Source organism: Bacillus cereus group sp. BfR-BA-01382 (assembly GCF_022663475.1).
Classification (GTDB): domain Bacteria; phylum Bacillota; class Bacilli; order Bacillales; family Bacillaceae_G; genus Bacillus_A; species Bacillus_A thuringiensis_S.
In genome coordinates, this window is record NZ_JAKUFQ010000130.1 from 1 (window position 1) to 13,751 (window position 13,751).

A 13,751-nucleotide genomic window follows, 5' to 3' on the forward strand; every position below is an offset into this window, starting at 1 on the left:
AAAATTTAAATTGCATTAAAATACATTTTTGTTTAATTTAAACAAACACTCTCTCCACACCATCTAACTTTTCCCCTTCTTCAAAAGAGTATTTATCGACATAATGATTATTTGCTGGCGATAGATATTTCGCTAAACCTGCTTCTGCTTCTGCTTCTGCTCGTGTATGATAGGTTCTCGTTTTATTCCAAACTGGTTTTTCATCTAAAAAACTTTTAAGCCCACTACTTAAAATAAAAGGAATTCCTACATATCGTCCTTTATTCGTTTTAATAACCCAACGTTCTCTATCCAACTTAATTACCTACTTTCCTACAAATATCTGTCATTATTTCCTCTAACAATTTAGCGTCAGCTTCCCCCAAATCTAACCCTTTGCTCAAGACAGGAATATTTTGAATTTCCGCTAATAATTTATGTAAAATATCATACTCATCAATCTTATGGTCTTCGCTTTTAAAAGCAGATTCCCTTAAAAGAGTAGAAATAAACGTTTTAAAATTGAAACTGATATACCCGTTATCACACAACGTTTCGTATACATCTAATACCATATGCAAAACACTTTTGAAACCTACATCCTCTAAACTCAAAGCATACAATTTAGCTGTAAACAACTGTATATCTTTTTTGTAATCAATGCGTTTATAATGTCCTTTTGTATATAAAATTAGCTGTTTTTCCCAATAATGAAGTTCCATTTTCATCCCTACGTTTCTATGAAATTAAATATCTAATTAGTCTTCTAAACTACTTGGTTCAATTTCTTTCATTTTTTCATGAAGATGTTCCAATTGCATTATTCCCAGATGATATAAGTCATCTAAAGACTCCACCTTATTTTCTTTAATTAATTTTAAAATTGAAGTCCACGCTCCAAAATTTCCATTCATATTCCAATACAATTGTTCTCCTTGTAATTTTTCTTCCATTTCAAATCCCTCTTTGCTAAATATTTTTTTCAAAATTTTCATTAAAATTTATAATCCATAATACTACTCTAATTAATCTAACGTCTCCATTACTGCCTTCAAATACTCTTTGAAATCAACTGGAATAACTTCAGTGCTCTTTACATATTCCTCATTATTAACTCCGAAGAACCATCTATCTCCTACCCACTGACTGCCAGAAAAGTTATTCGTCCCAAAAACATCATGAGCTTTAAAAGGACAAATGTCTTCAATTTGTTCAATAAGTGCTTTGATTTCTTTATAATATTTTGAACGTTTCTTAAATGGATAAAAATCTTTTTCTTTTGGATTTTTCAAAACTGCATCTTTAAACAATTCATAAGCTTCAGTCCCCATTCGAACCCCAAAGAAATCTGAATGATAAAACACGAATCCTTTATTTGTTCCATATTTTTCTTTAAAAGACTTAAAAAAATGATTTATATCATATTTTCTTTTTATTGCTGACTTATACCAATCACTCTCTTTACTAACCTCATAAATTGGTGCATCTAATGTTTCCATGACTCATTCCCCATTTCTATCAAATAACAATTTTATTTGGTTTTAACTTCTTCTTGCCACTACAGTTGTCAGTTCCACAAACGCATACCCTTTTTCTTTTAAATCTTTTTCAAATGCTTCTGCTTCAACCTTTTCATCAGGGATGAACTCACGTCTCATTATTCCATCCTCTTCTTTTTCACGATAACGAACTGCTAATAATTCATACGTATTACCCATTTTTATCTCTCCATTTCTTGCTAAAATTCAAAATCTACTAAAATAAAACATTTTCTATTAATTACTCACTAAATACTTCATCCCAAGCTTCATCAAACTTTCTTATCCATTCATCTTCTATGAAAGAAAGCTTTTCCGCAATTTCATGGGCTGTAAAATCCTTATCTTCTGTCAATGATACATGCCCCCTATATAACCCAATCACATGTTTATTCATTAATTGATTTGATTCCGACTGACTAAAAACTTCCGTTCCCGTTAAACCCATCTTTGATAAGTATTTTGTTACCAAATCATTCATTTTCGAACCCCTCGGATTCAACATCTTCTTTTTTACAAGCAATTTTTATATACCACTTACCATGTAATAACATGTCAAATCGAATATAATCGGGTGCAACATCTGTTGTTTCTATAAAAAAGCAATCGTCTTCCGTCAAACACATTAAATCTTTTTTACCCAAATGATTTTTAATTTCAGGCACAGTGATTTCTTTCCAGTTGAAACCGTATTTTTTTATCATCATAAATACCACCTTTTATCATTAATTAAAAAACATATGATTCATATACTTTAATCAATTTACAATCCGACCATTCAGCAACTTCACCATTTAAACGCTCAATTAAATAACATTCATTCTTTTGTTTATCCTGAAATCTTTTTCGTAAATACCCCACCCGATTGATAGCAGAAACATGACTGGATAAAGTCACAGTAACTAAGTCATTAACCTCTACCTGCTCCATTCTCTTTCTCTGTTCTTCTGACTTATGAGTTCCACCACTATAAGCATGTTTATATGCCATTCTTGCATTTGCATCTATAATTTCAGCGACTTGTTCGACCTTCATCCCATCTTCATTCCTTTTACAGACGTTTTTTTATTCGTTGGATTCTATTGTTGCTACACCAAACACGGAACATGACTTTTTCTTAAGAATATTTTTGCCATCTAAACTTTTGAAATCGTCCCATGTATCTTCTTTACATTCAATAATTTCCCCATTATCATCCATCAACTTTAATTTCCATGTATACTCGAACCAAGAACCGTGATAATGATATACATCTACTTTTTTTGCCGATAAAACTTTATAAATAATGCCTTCTTTCAAGTTCCTCATCCTTTCTCATGATTAAAATCGTGACCCCTCATATTCTTTAAAACTTCTTCTATTTCTTTTCTAAGTGCTGAATACACCAGTCCATCCCCAAAACTTGAAGCTTTGCGGATACTTAGCATTAACCCCATGTAATCATCTGCATTACGGGGTGACTTCTCGAATTTCTCAATACCTTCTCTAAATTCTTCTATTTTTCGTTCTCTGCTACGCATACTCTCACCTCGAAAATTAGTTTTTTTAGGCAACTGATACAATACAATCTGTTTCACATGTCTCAAAAATTCTTTCTTGTAATTCACTATATAATTGTAACCAAGCTGTTGTTTCGCTCATTGATTGTACTGGATGTTCAATACCATTTTCATTACCAAATAGATATACGTTGAATTTAACATCCAACAGTTCCCATCCTTGCTGAATCAATTCATCTTTTCGATTCAGGTCACTATATAATTCTCTTAAAGTTTCAATCGTAACGTCACTTTTGAAAATTAGAGTCCCTTCGTTTAATCGTAAACAAAACGTATCTACATCTTTTTTTCTATTTGCAAATGCAACTGCATGTTCAAACGTATCTTCTTTCATTACTGAAACAGGTTCTAACAAAACAACCTTTTCACCATTTTCAATCCATCTGTCTGTTACTACTACCATAATTACTCCTCCTCGAATTAACGCATTTTAATAACTGCACTTTTTCCTTGTGAAACTTTAGATAGAAAACTATCTAATTGACTAAAACTTTGTAATAGCGGGCTACCACCATCATCTGAAATGTTTATAACTGAACAAATTTGAGACTGACATTCAGAATCACCTGGTAGTGGATTATTAGGAAGCTCATAATAATAATGAGGTTGATGCTCTACTAATAGTGCCTTGATGTCTTCTGTATTTTCTACATATGCAAGATATTGGTCATTGGAAATAGCATTTTCTTTCATTAACTGAAATTCTTTGCCGTTAAACATAAATTCATCATGTTTCACTTCAACTAAAAACAAGTCTCTCACCTTATTCAACTCCCTTGTAATGTCGTTAAGTTTCTTTAATAATATTTTTTCATTAACTATAGTATATGACATGATTATTAATTTGTAAATTTTATTTTACTTAAAATAAAATAAAAAAAGCATCTTCCTTAGAAAATGCCTGTCATTCCTTCATTTCATATTCATTTAAAATATTCTGCATGTCTTCATGACCAATAATCAAATTGCTTTCTGTTGCATAGTGTTGCATTCCCTTTTGAATAAACCCCTTATCTAATATAATCTCCTTGCAAATTGTTTCAAATCCTTCTACTACGTCACAATTCACCATATTATAATCAATGGCCGCCATAATAAATCCTACTTGAAAGCTTAGTTGTTCTCTTTCCGATGCATTTAACTTTTTAGTTTCCATTTAGCACATCCCTTTCTTAGATTAATTTTCAAATTAAATAACCCTTTCTAATTGATTCATATCAAAAGATTCATATTTCTGTTCCAAAAGAATAGCTTCAGAAGAATAGTAGACACCTTTTTGATTGACTTCGTTTTCATAGAAAGAATGCTTAAAGAGTTGTTGGATATCCTCTTTTTTCTTAATAGATTGCATAAAGCTTGCTCGATGGAATGAAATTTGATTATTTTCTCCAAATGTCATAAGTAATACTTCCAGTCTATCTTTATATTTTTCATTCATCCACTGTTCTAATTCCCCTGACCCATAGTTCACTTTAGAAACCACAATTTTGAATGGTAATAGATTTAGTTTCTCTTCCAACCCAATAATTGAGAAAAACGCATACCCATGTGCTTGATAAAAATGTTGCAGTTTACACTCTTCTTTATCACAGAGGTTAGTTCCACATACAAATTGGTTTGTTTCAGCACAATCATGCGTAGCTTGCTCTCCACAAACAGAACAAGTCATTTCTTTATGTTCCTTACAGTATGTTTGTCCTTCTTCGTTCTTTTCCTTACAAATACCAATCCACGCTTTATTAAATTTGCACATCTTATACTCGCTCCTATTCAAACAATATTTAGTAAACCACTTCTTTTAAGAACCGCCCGTAATACCCCAACCATAAACTGATATTCCATAATCTTTACCTGATTCATAGCCTTCAGTATATGTATCCGCTAATAGTTTAGCTACCTTACAAGCACTTCTAAAGCTTTCTCTATGAGTGATGGGCTCTTTTATCCCACTCTTACATTTATAGATTTGAAAATATTTATCTTTCTTTTTCTCCACTTTATATAAGACATCTTCAGCATGAAACCTCATTGTTTCTTTCTCCATTCTATCCCCCCTCCGCTTCAGCAAGGTTATGAAGATAACCTCATTATTCTTAAATAGTCAATGGCATTTCTTCTAAGACCGCTTCATTTAATTCATAATAAAAATCATTACCTTCCTTATCGTTAGAAATTTTTGCAACAACTTTATTTTCATATTCGATAATAATCTTTATATCGTGCATTAAATCTTTAACTTTATTTTCATCTGTAATATCTGCAATTTCATGTTCATACCATGTGGCAGACCATCTTTCAAAAGTTTTTCGGTAGTCGATTCTTATTAGATATTTCCAGTCCGTTCCTTCATGAGGTTCAATATACATAAGACAAATACATTCATTAGATAATGCATATACGCCATCATTCTCCCAATCTACTTTCATTTTGAATGTATTTTTAAATTCATTTATTAAATCCATATATTTTCCTTCTTTCTACTTATGCTTTCTATTCCAGAGATATTCACCTACGATTCGTATTTCGACTTGATTATCAGTTGTATATTTGACACTTGATATTTCTCTTACAATCACGTCTTTACCATCTGGTGCATCTATTACACACCCTAAATCAATTCCAAATTCAAGTTCTTTTAGCAGTAGACTAAATGTAATAAGATTTGATTCCATCTTTCATTCCTCTATTTCACTTATTTAATATGTTCATTTTCTGTTAAATTTCATGTAACTCTCCAATATATGCTTTAACTGATTCGATATAAGATTCTTGATTATCTCTTTCGAAAGAAGCCTCTATTCGTTCTATTTGTATACTTGGGAACCTTTCTTCTAACAAGTTTATTAGTAATTTCTTATTCGTATCATTATCCGCTAATTGCAATTCGTTACCTTCCTTCATAAGAACGAATCCTTTATCACGTAGTTGCTGTATCTTATCTACGGCTTCTTTTTTTCTTCTGCTACGACGATTCAAACTAAAAGCAAACTTCACATTTAATCCACCATAATCAGTGAAAGTCATTTCAGAAATATAATTAAATCCAAGTTCTCTCCACCAGTCTTTAATTGTATTGGTTAATGAATGAAGTTGCTCTTTCAAACCATCAACAGGCTTCATTTCAGCCATCTGTTGTTTTAATTCTCTAATACGTAAATTTGCATTTCTAAGGTCAGCACTTCGTCTCTCTCTTTCCTTTGCTAAATCAGATTCATAGTTTGTTGCTTTTGCTACATCTGTGATATAACTTTCGGATAAAGAGATAAACAGCCCTTTTGCTTCTTCCGTTAACTTGTCTTTTGATAACCATTCGTGCATTTGTTTTGCTGAAAAATATAAATCTTCTAATCCTTTTAAAGCAATTGCCTTATCATCTTCATTTATAGCGACTAACTCCTTTTGTTCTTCCATCTTTCATTCCTCTTTTCCATTCAATACTGATTTTGTTAAGGCATTAATTGCCAACAGTGCAGACTTACAGATAGCCATTTGTACAGTTTCACAGACAGCACTCACTTCAATGTCACCTAATTGAAAATAGCATTTTGTTTTTAAAGAACCTTCTTCTGGTGTAGTTAACGAGAAGTTGAAATGATAATCCTTTCGCATTTTCTCAATTACTAACCAGGCATCCTGTAGCTTCTTAGTTGGTTTAAATACATTTAGATTATCTTTTTCAAGGATTCCAACATCGTCTATATCTCTTCCCCCACAGAAAATACCTGTATCAAAAAATTCAGTTCCATCAGGTGCAGTCTCTACTTTCCATCCCATTACCTGCTCCGCAATTAAAATATGCAACTCTCTGGTTTTCATTTCGCATTCTCCTTCTCTCCCAGATAAAGGTTTTTTAAATCCCATTAAGCTCTACAAATTTGATTTCATTATAAGAAATAACCACATTAGCAGAAACATAATTACCTTTTCTATTAAAATTAACTTCTTGAATGCATTAAAAACTTGCATCATTGTTTCATTATCATCAGAATCAATTACCGAAAATCCATCATGCTTCAAATGAATTACTAATTGCATTCAAAACCCATCATTTCTGTTTAAAATTCAAAATCATAAATTAATAAACTTCATTTTCTCTTCTTCCAATTCACCTATTGCACATTCCATTAAATAAACTTGTCTATTTAATGGTGATACTTTTAAACGCAATTGACTTAATTCTTTCCTTTTTTCTTTTAGCTCTTCTTCAATTTCATTTTTATTTCTAAAGATTCTTTTTATATTAATGTCCAACATCCAATCAGGTTCTCTTGAGAGATTCATAACTGCTTCACCATGACAAAATACATATTTCATACCATTTTCCTCACCAATTTCTCCATTCCAGTGACCATTACACACATGAAATTTCGTTCCTACAGGTAATGTACTCATTATGGTAGATGTTCCACCATATGGTCCCTCTTCTATCTTTTCAGCTTCGAATTTTATTTCTTTTTCTAAAAATTCTTCAATGACCTTAATTGCTTTTTGGATACCTTTCATTTCACCTTCAAAAAAACTTTTAACACCAACAGTTTTGCAGGAATCAATTGATTCTTTTATTTCAGCTTCTTTCTTCTTTAATACATCTAATACTTCTTTCATATCCACAGTCTCCTGACACATTTAATGTACTTCCATTATTTAATTTCATAATTACCTTCATCCCCCCTCATACTTAGTTTTATAAAATTTATAATCAGCTTGTTTAACATCTTTCAAATCATCGTAACATCCATATAAATCAAATTGATGCTCATGTGTTTTTCTTTCTTTCGAATAAACAGAATCTGCAATAAACTTGTCTACTTCATCATAAAATGCATCAAATTCTTCATCAGTCATGTTAGGATTTACAACAATCCCAATATCATATCTTGGATAACAACTTATTCCCTTTTCGTTTCTATCAACAACACCAATTGCAACGATTTCTTTGAACTTATTTGGCAGTTTTTTAAAGAAATCAAACGCATACTTTTTATCAGCCTCAACGTTACCTTTATGAATTTCTTCCTCTTTCATGAATTCTTCATATTTCTCATGTGCAAACTTTTCCTGACCTTCTTTATCATTTTTAAAATTCTTCAATACATCTCCATATGTCAAAGAATCTACAAAATACAATTTAGGATTCTCTTCAATATTTTTAACTTGATTTAAAAAATCACCCACATGATTATCAAAACTTACATAGGTTCTGCTTGGCTTAAACTTATCAATTAACTTCTTATGTTCACCAAACACAACATAAGAATCATTCTGAAGTAACCAAATCGCATATATCCAATTAGGAGTTTCTTTTAAAGTGAAATGGCATACCGAACGGAGCCCCATATCAAAAACAAAATATCCGTTTAAAAACAGTTTCGTATCTACTGTGAATATTTCTTGAATTATAGACAACAATTTTTCATGACGTTGCGTGTTTACTCGTTTCGCTGTTTTACGTTTCATTCTTTTATTCATTGCTTATATCCCCTTTCTTTTCGTTTTTGAAATATGATAAGTATCTTTTTCTAACATAGATTTTCGAACGTAGTATCCTTTATTTATTAGATAATTCAGTGGCGTTTCATCTATTAATCTTGACTCTCTGAATTCCACAATGTAATCATTCGTACATGCATTTATGTCTATCTTTATTCCGAACAGTAAACGTAAAGCTATTTCTCGAAGTGAATTATTTAATTCCAATAATTCTACATGCTTATCAAACTGTTCTACAGTTAAGACTTCAGATAACTCTGTACATCCGTCAAAATCATAGACAATTTCTACATAATTCTCTACAATGTTTACTTCAAACACCTGGGCAATTAAATATCTATCCATAGGCATTTCTTTTTCTACACATCCTAAAGGTAGAAGCACAAGTTCCCCCTCATATTTATCCTTTGCCATTTTTAATAGGTCTGTTATCTTCTTTCTCATTCCTGATAAATACATATTTATCCACTCCACTTCTCCTATCATTCATTAAAAAAGAAATTTACTATAACTACAGTCTGCACATTCCTTGAAGAAGATACCTTTCATATTTTCATGAGGACAGAGTAATTCCAACTGCCTAAATGCCATTTTCACTTCATCATCTGCTAAACGGTATGCATGTAGTTTTTCAGCTCTGTTCCTCTCAGCATCTTCATATCTTTGTTTTGCAAGTTGAAATGCATTATCTACTGAATCCGTCTTCTTGTAAAATCGCTTCTGTTTTCATGGATTTCAAAGTTATAGTTCCCATCTTAAACGTTAATTTCCCATTAACTATAGTCAATTAATATTGTCATTCTACTACATATTTGTTCCCACTTCAATATTTTAGTAAATTTTATTTTACAAATAAAAAAGAAGCGAATGAGCTTGTCATTCACTTCTAATCTGATTTACATCTTTTTATCGTGTATTTCATCTTCTTCTTTGTCATTATCAATATCTGATAAAAATATTTTTTCGAAAATAGAAAGCAGACCAATTAACATTTCAACAACTACAAAAATAATGAATAAAGGAAACCCTATTAAGCCACCTATTGCATATACCATACTTGCAAATCTATGTCCTGCTATTGATTGTATGTTCTCAAACATCTTTGCCAATCCTAAGTACATATTTTCTTCTTCATTCACATCATTCTCTATTTCCTGTGCATGATACGCTTTCTTTAAAAGGTAATGCATAAACAACATACCTACTCCCACATAAATAGATACAAAAAAAGAAGCATATACTGGACTCATAAATATTACCTACTTTCAAAAAACACTTTAAAATGAATCTATCTGTATTTCTATTATAACAAACATGTTATAATAAAAATGAAAAGAGTCCATAGGGTCACTTCAGTTTCTCTAAGGAAGAGAAAGGATTTCTAAGGTAGTTGCGGATGCCTTAGAAAAATAACCGCTCACTGGTAGGGCGGTTATTTTCATTTTATAAAACAATCATATCATTCAATTCTTTATTTTCAACTTCCTCTTATAATATAAACACTTATTGCATAACATAAATAATTTTTACTATTTATGTAAGTTGCCTTCTTGACGGAAAAATCATGTAAGTTGCCCTTTTAATGGCAACTTTTTATATTTCAAATTCAACTTCAGCAATCATAAATATATGCATGTATTTATAGAATACTACTATTTACTCCATTCATCTGGAATCCGTGGCATTGATTTCCCTGCATATGCATCCCAATACCAAAAATCATATGTATCTTTTAAATTATTCATAAGCTGTATTTTTTTCTCTCTATCTATTAGATACTCCTCTGTATTTACCCCAAACACTTCTCCTACAATTTTTTTAGTAGAATCAATAATAAAATCCGCTTTGTAATCATTAAACTCCAATAACCCCTCAAATGGCTTGTAAAATGGAATACCTTTATTAGTCATTTCTTCATATACTTCTATTTCATGGCTACTTTCTGAAAACAAACCATACTTATTTACTTTAAATAAACTAAATTCCCCCAAGTATAATACCTCCGAGTTTAGTTTTTTACGATACACGAATCCACTAATAATCATAGTTCCGTTTATAACTCGTTCATTTTTTAATTTGTCGTCAAGAACATCCTTTTCTACAAAGAAAAAATGTTTTTGGCCAAAATTGTCTACACATTGAATCTTAACTCCATATTCTTTCTCTTCATAATCTATATAATTCATATAGATGAACAAGCTATCCTTTTTAGGATGCAATGTTTTTACTTTTGATTTCTTAAACCATAAATCACCTAAAAATTGCTTTTTACTTGATATCTGTATTTTACTACTCATTGTAAATATCTTTTTCCCAAACTCTTCTATACTCACTTTTTCTTTTGCTTGAAAATATCTGTATTTCTTCCAAGTCATCAGATTTAATCTTGTACAAAACCCTCTTATTGTTACTTTACCTTCAACTTTTTGTGTTGAAGCATTATTTCCCATATTAGATGTAGTACCAATCCTATCATCTACAAGAATTGTTTCCTTTTTATTCTCTGGAATTAAACCACCAAGATTTGCAGTGTAAACTATTTTACCATCTTGCATCTCTTCTCCCCAACCACTTTTATAATCAATTGGTTGATAATCATGATGTTTATAACAGTCTATATCATGAACTGCCCTATTTACGGCATTATATATTTTTAAATCTGAACTGATTTTTTGTTCTATATCCTCTTTCCCACAACAACAAAACATAAGAATGTTATTGTTCTCTCTTAATTTCTTTTTCTCTTTATCTGTTATAGTGGCATAGGAATACACTTTTATTACTCTTTTTGTTAAAATATCTACCACCTTAAATGACCCATTCATTTATACATCATCTCCTCATATGTCTTTGATTATGTAAAATTACCGTCAACTTGCTTATCAAACATAAAAATCCATTAAATGCCTATTATTAATAAGTATAACAGACTAAACAGAAAAGTTTAAAAACACTCAATACAAAACATATCCTTTCTTAATACTTATATATCAAAAGATTTTTAAGACTCCTTTATAAAAAAATAAAAAGTAGTCAAAAAGACCACTTTTAAAAGTGTAATCGCCAAGATACTCTTATATTAAGAATAACAAACACTATAAAACAAAAGAAAGAAAAAGCAACAAAAACCCCTCCGAAACATAAACCTATATACAAAACATTTTAAAATTCCATTTATAAAAAAAACAATTAAAATAAAAAAGCAGTCATATAGACTACTTATACAAGTAACGTTGCAAGTACACCAATAATAAGGAATGGTCCAAATGCAAACATATCATCTTTTTTACTTTTCTTAAAAATCATTAACCCTATAGCGAATATAGATGCTGTAAAGAATGCATACATCAATAGTTGAGGGATTTGATTATAATGAAAGAACAATCCAATAGCTCCCATAAACTTAATATCTCCTCCACCTAAAGCACCTGTTAATAGCGCCAAGAGTAAAAACCCTACAAACAGAGATATAGCTGTTATTACATAAGGAATAGGGGTATCTATCCTCCATACTACAAGATAAACAATACTTAACAGGAATACCACTACATTTAATCCATCAGGCAAATCTTGATACTTGAAATCTATCACGAATAATGCTGTAAGAATAATAGATAAAATCATTAACAGCCATGCATAAGAAATGAATCCAAACTTCATATAGATAAGCACATAAAAGAGACCATTTAAAATTGCACTCATTACATATTCTTTTTTATTAAAACTATATTTTTCATATACTTTACTTACACTCCATAACATGCAAGCTCCAACTAACATCCCCAATAATCCAATCACTATAAAAATCATTTCTATTTTACACCTCCATAAATAAAAAAGTACCGCATCATACGGTACCTTATTCATTACAATTATATTTTTTATAAAAACTATAGTCAACAAAACTTAGAACTGAGCTTGACTGACTGCTACCTTTCTCATTGTCACTTCATTAAACGTGAAGAACAATCCTTTTACAGGTATTTCAGCATAAATAATTACACTTGTTTTATTTATTTTTACGTTATCAATTGGTGTTTGAACTGTCTCAATTCCCTTTGGATTGTTAACAACATATGTTTTTATATTTGGCTTTTTAGAAACAATACTCCCTTTTAAAGGCATATAATTGTCATCTAAAGATAAGTCATTTTTTATAATTCTCTTTATCATAGCATCTGCAACCTGCTTATCTACTTCTAATACACCTTCTGATATTTTTTGGTCATTTAAAAGTGTAATAGCAGATGAGCTTGCATTATCCAAAGTATTTTTAATTTTTCTACTTGAATCTAAGTAATGTGGTACATCTATAGATAGAAACATAATTAATGGTAATAATACGGAAATAATAAGGATGACATATACGGAAGTCACACCTTTTTTATTCTTAATGAGATTACATATCTTCTTCAATTGTTACCACCTCTCTGACATTACAGTTTCTTTAAAAATGTAAACATTACTTGATTTATCTTTATAATTAAAAAATGCAAATGCTCCTAACAGCCCTTGTTTATTCGCAGGTAATGTAACAGTAATTTCAATAGGGTCTTTGCTATCTTTTTTTATGTAATTCAAGCCTTCTCCATTAATAGGCGTAACACCAATACAATTTAATCCACCTGTATATGTTTTAGCTATTACCTTTACATCCTCCCGTTTATATCCCTTTTCTTGCATTTTCTTATAGAATATTTCTAAATCACTATTAATCGGTTCTGATTGCTGATTTGTTAGTCCCCCCTGCACTTTTGCTTTCTGTGCAAGAAGATGTACTTCTTTTTCCAATGTTAGTTTTGGATACATATAACTAATAAATCCTATCCCTAAAAATACAACGATTAAAATTGCAGACATACTTACAACTGCTTCAATGGAAACGAATCCTCTTATTCGTCTTAAAATATTCATCATGTACGAACCTCCCTTATTTGATTAAAAAGTTTATGTTATATAATATAATTTTTTATAATATTTTATTTTATATTTATACTCTACTAATCTTTATAAATAATTTTTTATAATAAAAAAACTATAGATATAATATCTATAGTTTTTAAAATATAATGTTAAATTATTTACCAGTGCTTGGGTCTACTACTTTATACTGATTTGTTGCAGTATCAATATTCGTCATCGCTTTATCTGTAACTGTATTTCCTTTGTTTTGGAATAAGATTAC

Annotated in this window: 28 protein-coding genes; all 28 read right to left on the reverse strand. The window is 30.4% G+C overall.

The window, feature by feature from the left end:
• Nucleotides 1–37: 37 nt before the first annotated feature.
• Nucleotides 38–295 carry a hypothetical protein gene (locus tag MR160_RS30015; protein ID WP_242298920.1) on the reverse strand — a complete coding sequence of 86 codons (258 nt, stop codon included), beginning with the start codon at nt 293–295 and terminating at the stop codon, nt 38–40.
• A 1-nt stretch (nt 296) separates the two neighbouring features.
• The gene (locus MR160_RS30020) at nt 297–701 is read right to left on the reverse strand and encodes a hypothetical protein (RefSeq protein ID WP_242298921.1); all 405 of its coding nucleotides are present in this window, start codon (nt 699–701) and stop codon (nt 297–299) included.
• Nucleotides 702–737: 36 nt separating this feature from the next.
• Entirely contained in the window at nt 738–932 is a 195-nt protein-coding gene (locus MR160_RS30025; RefSeq protein WP_242298922.1) for a hypothetical protein, read from the reverse strand.
• 72 nt (nt 933–1,004) lie between these two features.
• Entirely contained in the window at nt 1,005–1,478 is a 474-nt protein-coding gene (locus MR160_RS30030) for a hypothetical protein (RefSeq protein ID WP_242298923.1), read from the reverse strand.
• Between the two features lie 42 nt (nt 1,479–1,520).
• On the reverse strand, nt 1,521–1,697 hold the full coding sequence (locus MR160_RS30035; RefSeq protein ID WP_242298924.1) for a hypothetical protein: 177 nt from the start codon (nt 1,695–1,697) through the stop codon (nt 1,521–1,523).
• 61 nt (nt 1,698–1,758) lie between these two features.
• Nucleotides 1,759–1,998 carry a hypothetical protein gene (locus tag MR160_RS30040; protein WP_242298925.1) on the reverse strand — a complete coding sequence of 80 codons (240 nt, stop codon included), beginning with the start codon at nt 1,996–1,998 and terminating at the stop codon, nt 1,759–1,761.
• The gene (locus MR160_RS30045) at nt 1,991–2,224 is read right to left on the reverse strand and encodes a hypothetical protein (protein ID WP_242298926.1); all 234 of its coding nucleotides are present in this window, start codon (nt 2,222–2,224) and stop codon (nt 1,991–1,993) included. The genes MR160_RS30040 and MR160_RS30045 overlap by 8 nt, the downstream gene beginning before the upstream one ends.
• A gap of 22 nt (nt 2,225–2,246) precedes the next feature.
• Nucleotides 2,247–2,552, reverse strand: coding sequence for a hypothetical protein (locus MR160_RS30050; protein ID WP_242298927.1), 306 nt, complete (start codon nt 2,550–2,552; stop codon nt 2,247–2,249).
• Nucleotides 2,553–2,582: 30 nt separating this feature from the next.
• Nucleotides 2,583–2,825 (reverse strand): hypothetical protein, encoded by a 243-nt coding sequence (locus tag MR160_RS30055; protein ID WP_242298928.1) that lies wholly within the window; start codon nt 2,823–2,825, stop codon nt 2,583–2,585.
• Nucleotides 2,822–3,037 carry a hypothetical protein gene (locus MR160_RS30060; protein ID WP_242298929.1) on the reverse strand — a complete coding sequence of 72 codons (216 nt, stop codon included), beginning with the start codon at nt 3,035–3,037 and terminating at the stop codon, nt 2,822–2,824. Before MR160_RS30060 ends, MR160_RS30055 begins: the two co-directional genes overlap by 4 nt.
• Nucleotides 3,038–3,062: 25 nt before the next feature.
• A complete protein-coding gene (locus tag MR160_RS30065) occupies nt 3,063–3,479 on the reverse strand; it encodes a hypothetical protein (protein ID WP_242298930.1) in 417 nt (138 codons plus the stop codon).
• Nucleotides 3,480–3,496: 17 nt separating this feature from the next.
• Entirely contained in the window at nt 3,497–3,838 is a 342-nt protein-coding gene (locus tag MR160_RS30070; RefSeq protein WP_242298931.1) for a hypothetical protein, read from the reverse strand.
• A 142-nt stretch (nt 3,839–3,980) separates the two neighbouring features.
• Nucleotides 3,981–4,232, reverse strand: a complete 252-nt coding sequence (locus MR160_RS30075; RefSeq protein WP_242298932.1) for a hypothetical protein — start codon at nt 4,230–4,232, stop codon at nt 3,981–3,983.
• Nucleotides 4,233–4,265: 33 nt separating this feature from the next.
• Nucleotides 4,266–4,829, reverse strand: coding sequence for a hypothetical protein (locus tag MR160_RS30080; RefSeq protein ID WP_242298933.1), 564 nt, complete (start codon nt 4,827–4,829; stop codon nt 4,266–4,268).
• 45 nt (nt 4,830–4,874) lie between these two features.
• A complete protein-coding gene (locus tag MR160_RS30085) occupies nt 4,875–5,120 on the reverse strand; it encodes a hypothetical protein (RefSeq protein ID WP_242298934.1) in 246 nt (81 codons plus the stop codon).
• A gap of 49 nt (nt 5,121–5,169) precedes the next feature.
• Nucleotides 5,170–5,538 carry a hypothetical protein gene (locus MR160_RS30090; protein ID WP_242298935.1) on the reverse strand — a complete coding sequence of 123 codons (369 nt, stop codon included), beginning with the start codon at nt 5,536–5,538 and terminating at the stop codon, nt 5,170–5,172.
• 15 nt (nt 5,539–5,553) lie between these two features.
• Nucleotides 5,554–5,748 carry a hypothetical protein gene (locus tag MR160_RS30095; RefSeq protein WP_242298936.1) on the reverse strand — a complete coding sequence of 65 codons (195 nt, stop codon included), beginning with the start codon at nt 5,746–5,748 and terminating at the stop codon, nt 5,554–5,556.
• Nucleotides 5,749–5,791: 43 nt separating this feature from the next.
• Nucleotides 5,792–6,487: a hypothetical protein gene (locus MR160_RS30100; RefSeq protein ID WP_242298937.1), complete on the reverse strand. Its 696-nt coding sequence runs from the start codon at nt 6,485–6,487 to the stop codon at nt 5,792–5,794.
• 3 nt (nt 6,488–6,490) lie between these two features.
• Nucleotides 6,491–6,892 (reverse strand): BC1872 family protein, encoded by a 402-nt coding sequence (locus tag MR160_RS30105; protein ID WP_098297415.1) that lies wholly within the window; start codon nt 6,890–6,892, stop codon nt 6,491–6,493.
• A gap of 51 nt (nt 6,893–6,943) precedes the next feature.
• Complete coding sequence (locus MR160_RS30110; protein ID WP_242298938.1) at nt 6,944–7,111, reverse strand: hypothetical protein; 168 nt, start codon at nt 7,109–7,111, stop codon at nt 6,944–6,946.
• Between the two features lie 33 nt (nt 7,112–7,144).
• Entirely contained in the window at nt 7,145–7,681 is a 537-nt protein-coding gene (locus MR160_RS30115; protein WP_242298939.1) for a hypothetical protein, read from the reverse strand.
• A gap of 57 nt (nt 7,682–7,738) precedes the next feature.
• A complete protein-coding gene (locus MR160_RS30120; RefSeq protein ID WP_242298940.1) occupies nt 7,739–8,545 on the reverse strand; it encodes a hypothetical protein in 807 nt (268 codons plus the stop codon).
• Nucleotides 8,546–8,548: 3 nt separating this feature from the next.
• Nucleotides 8,549–9,040: a hypothetical protein gene (locus tag MR160_RS30125; RefSeq protein WP_242298941.1), complete on the reverse strand. Its 492-nt coding sequence runs from the start codon at nt 9,038–9,040 to the stop codon at nt 8,549–8,551.
• A 422-nt stretch (nt 9,041–9,462) separates the two neighbouring features.
• Complete coding sequence (locus MR160_RS30130; protein ID WP_061662380.1) at nt 9,463–9,816, reverse strand: hypothetical protein; 354 nt, start codon at nt 9,814–9,816, stop codon at nt 9,463–9,465.
• A 402-nt stretch (nt 9,817–10,218) separates the two neighbouring features.
• Complete coding sequence (locus MR160_RS30135) at nt 10,219–11,391, reverse strand: hypothetical protein (protein ID WP_061662379.1); 1,173 nt, start codon at nt 11,389–11,391, stop codon at nt 10,219–10,221.
• Nucleotides 11,392–11,785: 394 nt separating this feature from the next.
• Nucleotides 11,786–12,376, reverse strand: coding sequence for a prepilin peptidase (locus tag MR160_RS30140; RefSeq protein WP_242298942.1), 591 nt, complete (start codon nt 12,374–12,376; stop codon nt 11,786–11,788).
• Between the two features lie 96 nt (nt 12,377–12,472).
• Nucleotides 12,473–12,982 (reverse strand): cobalt ABC transporter permease, encoded by a 510-nt coding sequence (locus MR160_RS30145; RefSeq protein WP_242298943.1) that lies wholly within the window; start codon nt 12,980–12,982, stop codon nt 12,473–12,475.
• 3 nt (nt 12,983–12,985) lie between these two features.
• On the reverse strand, nt 12,986–13,483 hold the full coding sequence (locus tag MR160_RS30150) for a hypothetical protein (protein WP_242298944.1): 498 nt from the start codon (nt 13,481–13,483) through the stop codon (nt 12,986–12,988).
• Nucleotides 13,484–13,751: the final 268 nt, after the last annotated feature.

Excerpts from the sequence above, each read along its gene's own strand:
- MR160_RS30020 (WP_242298921.1), bottom strand. The coding sequence starts at position 701 with ATGGAACTTCATTATTGGGAAAAACAGCTAATTTTATATACAAAAGGA.
- MR160_RS30025 (WP_242298922.1), bottom strand. The coding sequence starts at position 932 with ATGGAAGAAAAATTACAAGGAGAACAATTGTATTGGAATATGAATGGA.
- MR160_RS30030 (WP_242298923.1), bottom strand. The coding sequence starts at position 1,478 with ATGGAAACATTAGATGCACCAATTTATGAGGTTAGTAAAGAGAGTGAT.
- MR160_RS30035 (WP_242298924.1), bottom strand. The coding sequence starts at position 1,697 with ATGGGTAATACGTATGAATTATTAGCAGTTCGTTATCGTGAAAAAGAA.
- MR160_RS30040 (WP_242298925.1), bottom strand. The coding sequence starts at position 1,998 with ATGAATGATTTGGTAACAAAATACTTATCAAAGATGGGTTTAACGGGA.
- MR160_RS30045 (WP_242298926.1), bottom strand. The coding sequence starts at position 2,224 with ATGATGATAAAAAAATACGGTTTCAACTGGAAAGAAATCACTGTGCCT.
- MR160_RS30050 (WP_242298927.1), bottom strand. The coding sequence starts at position 2,552 with ATGAAGGTCGAACAAGTCGCTGAAATTATAGATGCAAATGCAAGAATG.
- MR160_RS30055 (WP_242298928.1), bottom strand. The coding sequence starts at position 2,825 with ATGAGGAACTTGAAAGAAGGCATTATTTATAAAGTTTTATCGGCAAAA.
- MR160_RS30060 (WP_242298929.1), bottom strand. The coding sequence starts at position 3,037 with ATGCGTAGCAGAGAACGAAAAATAGAAGAATTTAGAGAAGGTATTGAG.
- MR160_RS30065 (WP_242298930.1), bottom strand. The coding sequence starts at position 3,479 with ATGGTAGTAGTAACAGACAGATGGATTGAAAATGGTGAAAAGGTTGTT.
- MR160_RS30075 (WP_242298932.1), bottom strand. The coding sequence starts at position 4,232 with ATGGAAACTAAAAAGTTAAATGCATCGGAAAGAGAACAACTAAGCTTT.
- MR160_RS30080 (WP_242298933.1), bottom strand. The coding sequence starts at position 4,829 with ATGTGCAAATTTAATAAAGCGTGGATTGGTATTTGTAAGGAAAAGAAC.
- MR160_RS30085 (WP_242298934.1), bottom strand. The coding sequence starts at position 5,120 with ATGGAGAAAGAAACAATGAGGTTTCATGCTGAAGATGTCTTATATAAA.
- MR160_RS30090 (WP_242298935.1), bottom strand. The coding sequence starts at position 5,538 with ATGGATTTAATAAATGAATTTAAAAATACATTCAAAATGAAAGTAGAT.
- MR160_RS30095 (WP_242298936.1), bottom strand. The coding sequence starts at position 5,748 with ATGGAATCAAATCTTATTACATTTAGTCTACTGCTAAAAGAACTTGAA.
- MR160_RS30100 (WP_242298937.1), bottom strand. The coding sequence starts at position 6,487 with ATGGAAGAACAAAAGGAGTTAGTCGCTATAAATGAAGATGATAAGGCA.
- MR160_RS30105 (WP_098297415.1), bottom strand. The coding sequence starts at position 6,892 with ATGAAAACCAGAGAGTTGCATATTTTAATTGCGGAGCAGGTAATGGGA.
- MR160_RS30110 (WP_242298938.1), bottom strand. The coding sequence starts at position 7,111 with ATGCAATTAGTAATTCATTTGAAGCATGATGGATTTTCGGTAATTGAT.
- MR160_RS30115 (WP_242298939.1), bottom strand. The coding sequence starts at position 7,681 with ATGAAAGAAGTATTAGATGTATTAAAGAAGAAAGAAGCTGAAATAAAA.
- MR160_RS30120 (WP_242298940.1), bottom strand. The coding sequence starts at position 8,545 with ATGAATAAAAGAATGAAACGTAAAACAGCGAAACGAGTAAACACGCAA.
- MR160_RS30130 (WP_061662380.1), bottom strand. The coding sequence starts at position 9,816 with ATGAGTCCAGTATATGCTTCTTTTTTTGTATCTATTTATGTGGGAGTA.
- MR160_RS30135 (WP_061662379.1), bottom strand. The coding sequence starts at position 11,391 with ATGAATGGGTCATTTAAGGTGGTAGATATTTTAACAAAAAGAGTAATA.
- MR160_RS30140 (WP_242298942.1), bottom strand. The coding sequence starts at position 12,376 with ATGATTTTTATAGTGATTGGATTATTGGGGATGTTAGTTGGAGCTTGC.
- MR160_RS30150 (WP_242298944.1), bottom strand. The coding sequence starts at position 13,483 with ATGATGAATATTTTAAGACGAATAAGAGGATTCGTTTCCATTGAAGCA.